The following is a 12,493-nucleotide window of genomic DNA, read 5'->3' on the forward strand; positions in this document are numbered from 1 at the left end:
TAATGAGGATAAGTAAGGTTTGACTTTGGAATATATTTCCTGAAATCTTTTTTACTATGGCTCAAAACTCAGTGAAACACTGACCTCTTAAAGTATAAAGATGGCGCACAAGCTAACGTTTCTGTCTTTAAGTAAATTCAGAAACGACTGATACATGATAGCCTCTAGCATTGTGTAATTCTTTCCATTCTTTAAGAGACTCAGCGACTAACTATACCTGAGCACGTCCAAACCAATATCGCGACGATAATACTTACCTTCAAATGAGATAGTACCTGCCGCTTTCTGTGATTTTTGGATAGCTCTTTCTAATGTATTAGACATTCCAGTCAGAGCCATTACTCTACCACCATTTGTCACGACAAGGTTTCCATCTAGTTTTGTACCAGCATGGAAAATTGAGGCATCTTCTACGTTTTCGTAACCTACAATTACATCACCTTTGTTATAGTCACCCGGATAGCCACCTGCTACTACTACTGTAGTTACGGCGTGCTGTTTGCTTACAGAGAACTCTGCTTGCCCCAATTCGCCTTTAGCGGTTGCTATCATAAGAGTTAATAAATCTGACTCGATACGTGGTAGAACAACCTCTGTTTCTGGGTCGCCCATACGTGCGTTGTATTCAATCACGATAGGTTCTCCTTCGTGATTCATCAAACCGATGAAGATAAAGCCATTATACTTAATACCTTCTGCCTGTAAGCCAGTTAGTGTAGGTTTAACGATATTTTCTTCTACAGATTGCATAAATTTTTCGGTAGCAAAAGGCACTGGCGAAACAGCTCCCATACCACCTGTATTCAAACCTGTATCTGCTTCGCCGATACGTTTGTAATCTTTTGCCTCAGGAAGAATTTTGTACGATTCTCCGTCAGTAAGAACAAACACCGAAAGTTCGATACCTGTCAAAAACTCTTCAATTACCACTTTGCTACTAGCATCACCAAATTTGGCATCTACAAGCATTTCAGAAAGTGATGTTTGAGCTTCTTCTAATGTTTGGGCAATAATAACTCCTTTACCTGCTGCTAGTCCATCAGCTTTTAATACAATAGGGAGTTTTTGGGTAGCCAAATATGCTAAACCATCCTCTAGCGTATCTTTCGTAAAAGTCTGTGATTTTGCAGTAGGAATACCATATTTTACCATAAAGTTTTTCGAAAAATCTTTCGAACCTTCTAGCATTGCCCCTTTCGAGTCTGGTCCTACCATCAAAACATGTTGTAAATCTGGGCGACTTTGGAAATAGTCACGAACACCTCTTACAAGTGGTTCTTCAGGACCAACAATTACTAGTTCGATTTGATTTTCTAAAACTTGCTCTGCGATTTTTTCAAAATCATTGAAGCCAACAGCCAAGTTTGTAGCAATAGCAGCTGTACCAGCATTACCTGGAGCTACGAATAATTTTTCGCAAAGGGGGCTTTGAGCGATTTTCCAAGCAAATGCGTGTTCACGTCCGCCCGAGCCTAAAATTAGTATGTTCATTGAATTGGTTAATCTAAAATAAACAGCCTTTAAATAAGACTATTTGTTTGAAATTGAATTGAGTACAAAGGGATAGCAAAATTAACGCACAAAGAGGCATTTATGAAATCCTAGCTCAGCATTTTTAACAAAACTATCAGAATCTTATTAATTGGAAGATTTTGAAGATGTGTTTGAAGTCATAAATTGCCAACAAATATTATCGACTTTTTATTCCTTAAACCTATAGTTTGTTTATTTAAAATGCTTGAACAAGGTTTTCTTAATACCTCTTCGTAATAGTTTTTTTGATAATCTAGTTGGCAAGTTCGCTCAAGAATTTGATTCTCATTAAGCGTAATTCCTCCTCTGTAATATCATCAATTCCACATTTATCTAATGCTACTGCAATATTGTCGGTTTCGGCATGCAAGAAATAATCATAGATTTCGTCTTGCTTGTCTGGCTCAACTACTTGATTGATATAATAATCCAAGTTGAGTTTTGTTCCCGAATAACAGATATGCTCGATTTCTTCGATTAGGTCTTCCATTGCCAATTCTTTTTGTTCGGCAATAATGTCCAAATCTACTTTACGATCTACCTGTTGGATAATATGAATTTTGATTTTTGACTTATTAACTGTCGATTTTACGACTACCTCAGTAGCAGTTTCAATTTCGTTGTCCTCTACGTACTTTTTGATTAAGTCAATAAATGGACGACCAAATTTCACTACTTTACCCATACCCACACCGTTGATCTGAGCCATATCCTCTTTGGTAGTAGGATATGTTGTGGCCATTTCTTCGAGTGAAGGGTCTTGGAAAATTACGTAAGGAGGCAAGTTTTTGTCTTTCGCAATTTTCTTTCTAAGGTTTTTCAACAATTCGAACAATGCTGCATCGTACGAACCGCCGCCACCAGCCAATGATTCTTTTTCGTCTTCTTCCTCAATATGTTCGTTTTCGTAGTCGTGATCTTTCGAAAGCGTTAATGGGAAAGAATCCTTCAAGAAAGCATGACCTTTTTCAGATACTTTTAAGATACCGTAGTTTTCAATATCTTTTTCTAAGTAGCCTAAAACAGTGATTTGACGAATAACCGATAACCATTGTTCTACAGGTTCTTGCTGCTGTGTTTTTTTCTTAGCTGTTTTTGGCGCTTTTTTAGCTTTGGGTTTCGGAATCGGATTTCCATCCTCATCTTCTTCATCTGAGTATTCTACTTCCTCGTCTTCTTCATCCTCCTCATCCTCATCATCGTCGGATTGAAGTTTGAAGTAGCTTTTCCCTTTTCCAAAAATGTCTAATTTATGATGCTCGTAGCTTGTTACGTACTGGTTTTTGTGACCAAGCAATACATCTGCCAAGTGTTGTGCATCAAAACGCTCACCTGTCATGATGGCTGCTTGTAATGCCAAAACTACCTCTTGTTCTACTTTGAACTTTGGTGTTGGTTTTTTACAGTTATCACAATAGCCACAATCTTTTTCTACTTGCTCTCCGAAATAGTGGAGCAATTGACGACGACGGCAAACTCCTAGAGTAGAGTAGGATACCATCTCGTTCAATAACATACGGGCATTGTCGCGCTCGTTGATAGTTTTGTCTTTGTTAAACTTATCCAGCTTGTTGATGTCCTCTTTTGCATAGAACATGATACAAATACCCTCCAAACCATCGCGACCTGCACGACCTGTTTCTTGGTAGTATCCCTCTAATGATTTTGGTGCATCGTAGTGGATTACAAAACGAACATCTGGCTTATCGATACCCATTCCGAAGGCAATCGTTGCTACCATTACTTCAGCCTCCTCGTTTAAGAAAGCCTCTTGGTTGGCCATACGAATGTCACTATCCAAGCCTGCATGATAAGGAAGCGCTTTGATACCGTTTACATTCAATACCTCGGCTACTTCTTCAACTTTTTTGCGACTCAGACAGTAGATAATCCCTGCCTTACCGTGATTCACCTTGATGAATTTGATAATTTGTTTATCAATATCATCACGCTTAGCACGGATTTCGTAATACAAATTCTTGCGGTTGAAAGACGACTTAAACAAAGTAGCATCATCCATATTCAGGTTTTTCTGAATATCCTGTTGCACCTTTGGTGTTGCAGTTGCGGTGAGCGCAATAATTGGCAAAGTACTATCTAAGCTTTCGACAATACTGCGAATTCGACGATATTCTGGGCGGAAATCGTGTCCCCATTCGGAGATACAGTGCGCTTCGTCGATGGCTACGAAAGAGATTTTGGCTTGCTTCAAGAAAGCAAGGTTATCCTCTTTGGTCAAAGACTCAGGAGCAATGTACAACAATTTCACTTGACCACTGATTACGTCATTTTTTACTTTCGTCATCTCAGCCTTATTGAGCGACGAGTTCAAAAACTGCGCATTGATACCAAAAGCGTTCATCTGATCCACTTGGTTTTTCATCAATGCAATCAATGGCGAAATAACAATAGCAGTCCCTTCAGTGGCTATGGCTGGTAATTGATAACACAATGACTTGCCTGCCCCTGTCGGCATAATTACGAAAGTATTTTTTCCTGCTAAAGTATTCTTAATGATATCTTCCTGCTCGCCACGAAACTGGCTGTAACCGAAGGTTTCTTTGAGTTTTTCCTTCAACAAGTCGGTGGTCTCTTGACTAACACTCATTGTCTTCAAACTTATTTGAGGTTATGAATAAAATTGATATTTGGTGGTTGTGAGACTGTACTTATATAATAGTTTATCTTTGCACTAAAATTAATACAAAACCAGTCATTAAAAACCGTTTCTAAAATTGAAATTAGTAAAAAATATTCAATCAACAGCAAAAAAAGTTTTGCAGGAAGAAGCCGAAGCGATCCAAAAAATTATTGATAAAATTGATTCAGATTTTGAATCATGTGTAAATCACTTACTTAACAGTCGTGGTCGCTTTGTGATTACAGGTATTGGTAAATCTGCAATCATTGCTCAAAAAATCGTTGCAACGCTTAATTCGACAGGTACGCCAGCTTTGTTTATGCACGCTGCCGATGCTATTCATGGCGACCTCGGAATGATTCAAGATGGAGATACCGTTATGTGTATTTCTAAATCTGGAGATACTCCTGAAATTAAGGTACTTGTGCCCTTAATTAAGCGTACAGGGGTGAAACTCATTGCGATGGTTTCAAACCCCCAATCGTATTTAGGGAAAAACGCTGATTTTATTTTACATGCTTTAGCCGAAAGAGAAGCTGACTTACTTAATCTGGCACCAACAACTAGTACAACTGTGGCACTTGCGCTAGGCGATGCATTGGCTGTATGTTTATTGGAATGCCGTGGTTTTAGTAGTACAGATTTTGCTAAATATCATCCTGGAGGAGCTTTAGGTAAAAAATTGTACTTGAAAGTAAGCGATATTTATCCAAATCATGAATTACCGATTGTTCAATACAATACCTCTATCAAAGATGCTATTGTCGAAATCAGTTCGAAACGTTTGGGTGCAACTGCCGTTGTGAATGCAGACGGTACTTTGGCAGGTATTATTACCGATGGTGACGTTCGTAGAATGTTGAATAAGTACGAGGTTTTGACAGGTTTGGAAGCGAAAGATATTATGACCGCTAACCCGAAAACAATCGAACCTGATGCGTATGCAACAGAAGCCCTTCAAGTAATGCAGGAGAAAAACATCACTTCTTTGGTAGTACTAGAAAATCAAAAACCTATTGGTTTTGTGCACTTGCATGATTTGCTGAAAGAAGGACTAGTTTAGATTTTAGATTTCTGATTGCGGAAGTCGGATTTATTATTGAGGTATTATTCAAGTATTAAACGAAAATCCTCGTTGAGAATATAGAACTTCTATACTCTCAACGAGGATTTTCGTTTGTATTTGATTCGTAATACTCAGAAAAATCTGAAATTACATATCCAAAATCTACAATCGAATCTATCTCATTCTATCTGCTGAGCGCACTAGCATTTCATCGCGACGGATTAGACGATTCGCAATCATATTTGCTAATAAGGCAAATACGCCAGCATAAAAGCCTAAAGCATAGTTTCCTTGATTTTCTGGTTCGAAAAGAGGAATGCCTTCTTTGAAAATATTGAAAAAACTAGCGCCTAATACACCCGCCAAAACTGCCGAGTTTAAGGCTCCTAAAGACATTTGCAATACTCTTTTCTTGTACTGAGAAATAGAAAATGCCGCAATTAGCGCTGCCAATCCAGCCAAAATTGCAATATAAATCGTGCTTGAGCTCACAGTAGTAGCTCCTTGTGTATGTTCTAAAGCTTTGGCTGTCAATACGACTTTTTGATTGAGTGCAGCACTACTTTTTTCCCAAACTGGACTACTAATTACAACTCCCATGGCAATTACTATTAATGCCAATAAAAGACTTTGTGTACGTTGAATCATTTTGTTATAGCTAAATCTTGTTTTTCAAAAACCCACAGGGTTTGTTTTGATTTGGCAAAGTTCCGAAACTTTAATTAAGTAAACAAGTGGGTATTTCAAAGTTCCTTTGCCATGATTTTGGCAGAAGACAAAGCCAATGGAATTCCTCCGCCAGGATGTACGCTTCCTCCCACAAAATATAAATCTTTGATGGTTTTTGAAAAATTCGCATGTCTCAAAAAAGCCGCATATTTGTTGTTAGAAGAGTTTCCATACAAAGCTCCTTGCGCCGAAGATGTTTTCAGCTCTATACTCCTTGGATCTAAAATAGCCTCAGTTTCTATCAAAGAAGCTAAGTCACAAGACAATATTCTCGAAACTTTTTGAATTACCTGTTGTCGAAGGTCTTGAATTAGCTTATCCCAATCTTGCCCCTCATTGGCTGGTGCATTAATGAGTACAAACCAGTTTTCACAACCTTCTGGTGCATCGTCTGGCTTGTGTTTGGAGCTAATATTGATATATACCGTAGGGTCATTGAAGATTTTTTTATCCTCAAACATCACTCGAAATTCTTCGCGATAATCATCACTAAACAGGATATTATGAAGTCCCAACTCAGGAAAAGACTTTTTAACTCCCCAATAAAAAATCACACCCGAACTAGATTTAGGTTGATTTAGTAGCTTATCTGGATGAGGCGATTGTGGTAATAACTTGCGATAGGTATGAGTAACGTCCATATTAGAAACTACCTTGTCGAAGAATAGTTCTTGTTCTTGCTCTTCTCTATCCTGAGATGCAACACGAATTCCTTTTACTTGTTGATTTTGAGTAAGAATTTCCTTTACACGATATTGAAAATGAAATTTCACTCCGATTGATTTTGCCAAATCGACAAGTACATTGGTAATATCAACCATTCCTTTTTTAGGGAAAAAAGCACCCACATTATATTCCAAATGTGGAATAATATTCAATGTTGCAGGAGTTTGATATGGGTCTGAACCATTATAAGTGGCGTATCTATTGAAAAGTTGTACCAGTTTAGGATGTCGGAAATACTTTTCATTGGCATGATTCATCGTTCCGAAAATGCCAAGTTTAGGAAGATTGAGGTAACCTCGTAAGGCCTTTTTTGAAGTCCATGTGGATAACTTGTGTAAAGAATCTTGTAAGAATAAGCCATCTAACACTTCGTATTTAAAAGCACTATCTTTTAAGAATTGTTCTACTTTCAAAGCCGAAATACCCAGAATCTTTTCTACTTCTTGAGCAAATTTGGAAGGTTCTGCGTAGGCATTTAGTCTAGTTCCATCTTCCCAGAAATAATGACAAATGGTGGATAGTCGCTCATATTCAAAAAAATCAGACGCTTTTTTCCCTACTAACTGGAATAGTTCTTCTACCAAATGTGGTAGGGTAAACAAGGATGGACCTGCATCAAATCGGTATCCATCTTGCTCAAAACTACTGAGTTTTCCACCAGCATATTCATTAGCCTCAAAAACTTCTACTTCATAACCCTTATGCGCCAAGCGAATCGCCGACGCGATTCCTGCAATACCTGCTCCTATGATTGCGACTCTTTTCATTCTTTTTGTGTTAGCATTCTTCCTTCAAATATCACTTTTCCTCCTTTTATGAAACTACTGATTAGTAAGAATGTTTGAGGCTTATACGTTTGTTTTCTTCTCTTAAGATGTGATTTTTTCTGGTAAAAAGTAAAATGACGACCTCTCCAAGCCTACAAATACTTGTGAGGTGACTCTTCTATCTTGACATTTTTTTACTAATCCTAAAGAAAGTTACAGATTCTACTCAAATAGATTTTAAATTCTTTTGGGTGACACCCTACAAATTCTGTAATTTTGCGAATTATTTAGCTCGGACAGGTATGTCCATATTTTTTCATAAATAAGAGATTACATAGACGGACAATACCGTCCGTATCAAAAACTTATGTTAAGAACTCACAACAACGGCGAACTTCGTATCGCTAACGTAAACGAAATCGTAACGCTTTGTGGATGGGTACAACGTACTCGTGACAAAGGTGGTATGATTTGGATTGACCTCCGTGACCGCTATGGTATTACCCAATTGATGTTAGAAGAGGGTAAAACTCCAAAAGAAGCCATCGAAACTGCTCGTTCACTTGGACGTGAATTTGTGATTTCGGTGACAGGAACTGTAGTTGAGCGTCTTTCGAAAAATGATAAATTACCTACTGGAGATATTGAAGTGAAGGTAACGGAATTGAGCATTTTGAACCCTGCTAAACTTCCTCCATTCTTAATTGAAGATGAAACAGATGGTGGCGATGATATTCGTATGAAATATCGTTACCTTGATTTACGTCGTAATCCTGTTCGCCAGAACTTGATTTTACGTCATAAAATGGCTCAAGAAGTACGCTCGTACCTCGACAAGCAAGGGTTTATCGAAGTAGAAACACCTGTTTTGATTAAATCTACGCCAGAAGGTGCTCGTGACTTTGTAGTTCCATCACGTATGAACCCAGGTGAGTTTTATGCTTTGCCTCAGTCTCCTCAAACATTTAAGCAACTTTTGATGGTATCGGGCTTTGACCGTTACTTCCAAATCGTTAAATGTTTCCGTGACGAAGACTTACGTGCAGACCGCCAACCTGAGTTTACTCAAATCGACTGCGAAATGTCCTTCATTGAGCAAGAAGATATTCTTCAAATGTTCGAAGGTTTGATTCGCCAGTTATTCCAAAACTTGAAAGGTCTTGAAATCAATGAAATTTCTCGTATGACTTATGCTCATGCCATGAAGTATTATGGTTCTGACAAACCAGATATTCGTTTTGGTATGGAGTTTTATGAGTTGAAAAGCGAAGAGGTTGATTTAACTTCTGGTAAAAACTTCCCAGTATTCGATGCCGCATCAGTAGTAGTAGGTATCAATGCAAAAGGTTGTGCTGAGTACACTCGTAAGCAAGCAGACGAGTTAACTGATTTTGTAAAACGTCCTCAAATTGGTGCGAAAGGCTTGATTTATGTACGTTACAATGCTGATGGTTCAATCAAATCTTCGGTAGATAAATTCTACTCAGAAGAGGATTTGAAAAAATGGATTGAAGCAGCAAATGCACAGCCAGGCGATTTATTGTTGATTTTGTGTGGTGATGGCGACAAACCAAGAAAGCAATTAAACGAATTGCGTTTGGAAATGGGTAACCGTTTGGGCTTGCGTAACCCTAACGAATACTCGGTACACTGGGTTGTTGACTTCCCATTGTTGGAGCACAGCGAAGAAGAAAATCGTTGGTTTGCCATGCACCACCCATTCACGTCTCCTAAGCCAGAAGATATCGAATTCTTGAAATCTGGTGATTTAGGTAAAATCCGTGCCAATGCTTACGATATGGTTATCAATGGTGTTGAAGTAGGTGGTGGTTCAATTCGTATTTTCCAAAAAGACCTTCAAGCTAAAATGTTTGAAACACTTGGATTCTCTGATGAAGAAGCGAAGCACCAATTTGGCTTCTTGATGGATGCTTTCGAATACGGCGCTCCTCCTCACGGTGGTTTGGCATTTGGTTTCGACCGTCTTTGCTCATTGTTTGGTGGTTCAGACTCAATTCGTGACTTTATCGCCTTCCCGAAAAACAACTCAGGACGCGATGTAATGATTGACTCTCCATCTACGATTGATGCAAAACAATTGGATGAATTAAAAATCAAAACTATTGTATAGTTTTGATTTCTTGAAATAACAAAAAACGGCAAAGAGCTATTCTTTGCCGTTTTTTTGTTGCTAAAACTTTATATAGGTGACATTACTTCAATTCCGCAATAATATCACTTACTTTTTGTTCATAAGTTTTGTCTAAAAATTCATTGTTGTACCAATACTCAAGTTTCTCTACAATTTGGGGAAGGTAGATGTATGATTTATTTTTGAGATTATCTTGATAAATCATATCTGCTTTGGTATTATCCCCAAGCAATCTAGCAATGATAACCTCATTAGCTCTATTGAAGTGCTCATAAAGGCATATCTTCCACTGGCTGTATCCTTGTTCTGACATTTTACCTCTGATAGGTTCAAATAAAGATTCCTTGTCTTGTATCAAGCTTTCATCAACTTTATCGATGGCTGGGTTAACAAAAGAATGACCAAACTCGTGTACACAAATATCTCGTAACGAAACAGGATTGCCATATCCTAATTGAAGATTTGATATTTGGTTCACTTCTTTAGGCTTGTTAAAAGAGGCAAAAATATTACCAATTGTATTGGCATTACCTGCAGCAAAACCTTGCCCAAAAGGAATCGTAAGGCTAGGATATAGTCGATAGTTTTGAACACTCTTCCCATATATGTGCTCCATCTCAACAATGAAACTTTCTTGAGGAATATTATGCTCCACTTCCTGAATCATTTTTTGATAGTACGGACTGTATCTTTTCAAGAAATCTTGAAAATTAATTTCAATAGCAAATGCATTGAAGGCATTAACTAGCTTTTCCGCTTCTGCTTTTGATGAGTAATGGCTTAAAAAGGGATTATCTTCGCTCAATGTTGCATTAGGAAAATTGTCGAGTTGTAATAAAAAATTAGAGTTATGGAGATAAAAGTCTTTATCAAAGAAAGTTTTTATGACAGCTAAGTTTTTTGAGGCTAAAAAAGGCTTAAACTCGTTGCCAATTTTGGTAGTGAGTGCATACAAATCTTTGATTTTCACTTTCTCTCCATTCATCTCAAAAGTTTGGTCATCTGGAATTTCATTAAAGTCGCTTAGATTTAGCAGTGTATAGCATAAACCTAGCAATTCAATATTTTGATGATAGTCTACCTGAATTTTCTTTTCGATTAAAGTCGGATATAGCAATGCAAAAGAACCTTGTGCTTTCTCCCCAGAAATTTTTAATACTTGAGATTGTGACAAACTAATTTTCTGATGATTGACTTTATGGGATGTTGACAGTATTGTATTGTTCGATGCAAGTACAACCTTACCTTTTGAAGTATTTGTCGATGAGCTTAAATAAACTAAGGCGTTGGTTTGTTTAGGAAATTTTAGTTTTTCTGTCCCTGTAAATTCATCAAAACTGGCTTTAATAAAGTTGTCATGAGGGTGCTCACTTTTCCAGTTTTTTGTTACTGAGCATGAACTAACAATGATTGATGCAATAAGCAATAAGGATAATTTTTTAGTCATTTGAGAGAGTTGTTTTGGGCGTAATACGATTTTAGTTTACGATAATAGCTAAGTTTTAGATGGAATTCGCTATTGATTTGATAGATGTACACAGAAATTGTTGAATGGGAAATTAAATGTATGGAATCATAAAAAATAAAACCTCGGAAGTGTCAGCTAGGCTACTTCCGAGGTTTTTATCGAATACCGAAATGCTATTAGTTGCAGGTATCTAAGATTTTTTTGACAGCCTTGACATCTGTAATCGTCTTTTCGCCACCCCATTCGTTATAAATATAGGTGGTGATTTCGGCTACGTCTATGCCTTGTAATTGCTTGTTGGCTGGCATAGGCTGGTGATAGGTTTTACCGTTTACAACAATGGTATCATTTAAGCCATTGCGGATACCACAAATAATACGATTTTTATTCTTTTTCAAAAAATCTGAACCATTAATAGGAGGGTATAGCCCTGCTAATCCTTTCCCATCTATTTGATGACAGTTTTCACAATGTGTTTTGTACAAAGCTTGTCCGTCGATATAATATTGTTTGAGCTTGAGTTCTTCTTGACTTTGGCAGGCCATCATCAAGGTTGTAACAAACAAACCGAATAAGAATTTTTTCATAAGAATATACCTATATTAATATGCTTTAGGCTGTAAGCCGTAAGCATTAGGCAAAATGTATCAATAATTTCTTAAAAATACTTTTATACTTTAGCTTACGGCATATAGCTTAATGCCTATTGCGGGTAAAATTAATCTAATTTTGCCCATTAACTCATTTCAACGCTATTTTTGTGGATATTGCTCAGCTAAAAGCACTTCAATATCCTTGATTAAATTATCAACTTTTTCAGGAACAGTTCCGTCATAGATACCTCTGATGTGACGGTCTTTATCTACCAAAATGAAGGCGCCACTGTGAACAATTCCTCCTGGTTGAGTAGGGTCGTCGGTAGCGGTAACCATATAGCTTTTTTGACCAAGTTCATAGATTTTCATCTTGTCGCCTGTCACCATTTGCCATTTTTTAGAATCAAGCCCCAAGTTTTGTCCAAATTCTTTCAAAACGCTCGGCGTGTCGTGACGAGGGTCGATGGTATGTGACAAAATCATGAAATGAGGATTGTCTTTATATTTTTCAAAAACTCTCAACATTTGAGTTTTCATTTTAGGACAAATCGTAGGACAAGTCGTAAAGAAAAAGTCGGCGACATAAATTTTGCCTTCAACGTCTTTCTGCGTAAAAACTACAGAATCTTGATTGATAAAGCTAAAATCAGGAATAGTATGATAAACCGAATCGGTGATGCTTTTACCGTTTTCTACTTTGGTTTCTACGCTTTTTTGACCAAGATAGGGGAGTTTTTTTGAGCCATCAGAGCATGACCAAGCCAATAATGCTATACCTACCATTAAAGCTTTTTTTGTTAATGAATATAGTCGCA

Annotated in this window: 9 protein-coding genes; 2 read left to right on the top strand and 7 right to left on the bottom strand. The window is 37.5% G+C overall.

Going from position 1 to position 12,493, the window contains the following annotated elements; translation table 11 throughout:
- Window positions 1-207: 207 nt before the first annotated feature.
- Together purD and QM481_RS14815 are read right to left on the bottom strand one after the other, a co-directional pair.
- Window positions 208-1,491: a phosphoribosylamine--glycine ligase gene (gene purD, locus QM481_RS14810; RefSeq protein WP_283382292.1), complete on the bottom strand. Its 1,284-nt coding sequence runs from the start codon at window positions 1,489-1,491 to the stop codon at window positions 208-210.
- Window positions 1,492-1,786: 295 nt separating this feature from the next.
- Window positions 1,787-4,141 (bottom strand): RecQ family ATP-dependent DNA helicase, encoded by a 2,355-nt coding sequence (locus QM481_RS14815; RefSeq protein WP_283382293.1) that lies wholly within the window; start codon window positions 4,139-4,141, stop codon window positions 1,787-1,789.
- 127 nt (window positions 4,142-4,268) lie between these two features.
- Between QM481_RS14815 and QM481_RS14820 the strand changes: the two genes are divergently transcribed.
- Window positions 4,269-5,237 (top strand): KpsF/GutQ family sugar-phosphate isomerase, encoded by a 969-nt coding sequence (locus tag QM481_RS14820; protein WP_166549926.1) that lies wholly within the window; start codon window positions 4,269-4,271, stop codon window positions 5,235-5,237.
- A gap of 177 nt (window positions 5,238-5,414) precedes the next feature.
- Here QM481_RS14820 and QM481_RS14825 read toward each other — a convergent pair whose 3' ends face one another.
- Window positions 5,415-5,888 carry a DUF4293 domain-containing protein gene (locus QM481_RS14825; RefSeq protein WP_166549927.1) on the bottom strand — a complete coding sequence of 158 codons (474 nt, stop codon included), beginning with the start codon at window positions 5,886-5,888 and terminating at the stop codon, window positions 5,415-5,417.
- A 95-nt stretch (window positions 5,889-5,983) separates the two neighbouring features.
- Window positions 5,984-7,462: a 1-hydroxycarotenoid 3,4-desaturase CrtD gene (gene crtD, locus QM481_RS14830; RefSeq protein ID WP_283382294.1), complete on the bottom strand. Its 1,479-nt coding sequence runs from the start codon at window positions 7,460-7,462 to the stop codon at window positions 5,984-5,986.
- Between the two features lie 367 nt (window positions 7,463-7,829).
- Here crtD and aspS point away from each other — a divergent pair, with 367 nt between their 5' ends.
- Entirely contained in the window at window positions 7,830-9,593 is a 1,764-nt protein-coding gene (gene aspS / locus QM481_RS14835) for an aspartate--tRNA ligase (RefSeq protein WP_166549929.1), read from the top strand.
- Between the two features lie 82 nt (window positions 9,594-9,675).
- On the opposite strand, the gene QM481_RS14840 is transcribed toward aspS, so the two are convergent.
- The 3 genes from QM481_RS14840 to QM481_RS14850 all read right to left on the bottom strand — a co-directional run bounded on the left by QM481_RS14840 (window position 9,676) and on the right by QM481_RS14850 (window position 12,461).
- Window positions 9,676-11,061, bottom strand: coding sequence for a DUF4932 domain-containing protein (locus QM481_RS14840; protein WP_283382295.1), 1,386 nt, complete (start codon window positions 11,059-11,061; stop codon window positions 9,676-9,678).
- 197 nt (window positions 11,062-11,258) lie between these two features.
- Window positions 11,259-11,669 carry a c-type cytochrome gene (locus tag QM481_RS14845; protein WP_283382296.1) on the bottom strand — a complete coding sequence of 137 codons (411 nt, stop codon included), beginning with the start codon at window positions 11,667-11,669 and terminating at the stop codon, window positions 11,259-11,261.
- Window positions 11,670-11,834: 165 nt separating this feature from the next.
- The gene (locus QM481_RS14850; protein WP_283382297.1) at window positions 11,835-12,461 is read right to left on the bottom strand and encodes an SCO family protein; all 627 of its coding nucleotides are present in this window, start codon (window positions 12,459-12,461) and stop codon (window positions 11,835-11,837) included.
- Window positions 12,462-12,493 lie beyond the last annotated feature (32 nt).

This window comes from Flectobacillus rivi (genome assembly GCF_030056655.1).
In the GTDB taxonomy this organism is placed as follows: domain Bacteria; phylum Bacteroidota; class Bacteroidia; order Cytophagales; family Spirosomataceae; genus Flectobacillus; species Flectobacillus rivi.

What these genes read in the sequence shown, in the direction of transcription:
- purD (WP_283382292.1), bottom strand. Translation starts at nt 1,491, where the DNA reads ATGAACATACTAATTTTAGGCTCGGGCGGACGTGAACACGCATTTGCT.
- QM481_RS14815 (WP_283382293.1), bottom strand. Translation starts at nt 4,141, where the DNA reads ATGAGTGTTAGTCAAGAGACCACCGACTTGTTGAAGGAAAAACTCAAA.
- QM481_RS14825 (WP_166549927.1), bottom strand. Translation starts at nt 5,888, where the DNA reads ATGATTCAACGTACACAAAGTCTTTTATTGGCATTAATAGTAATTGCC.
- crtD (WP_283382294.1), bottom strand. Translation starts at nt 7,462, where the DNA reads ATGAAAAGAGTCGCAATCATAGGAGCAGGTATTGCAGGAATCGCGTCG.
- aspS (WP_166549929.1), top strand. Translation starts at nt 7,830, where the DNA reads ATGTTAAGAACTCACAACAACGGCGAACTTCGTATCGCTAACGTAAAC.
- QM481_RS14840 (WP_283382295.1), bottom strand. Translation starts at nt 11,061, where the DNA reads ATGACTAAAAAATTATCCTTATTGCTTATTGCATCAATCATTGTTAGT.
- QM481_RS14845 (WP_283382296.1), bottom strand. Translation starts at nt 11,669, where the DNA reads ATGAAAAAATTCTTATTCGGTTTGTTTGTTACAACCTTGATGATGGCC.
- QM481_RS14850 (WP_283382297.1), bottom strand. Translation starts at nt 12,461, where the DNA reads ATGGTAGGTATAGCATTATTGGCTTGGTCATGCTCTGATGGCTCAAAA.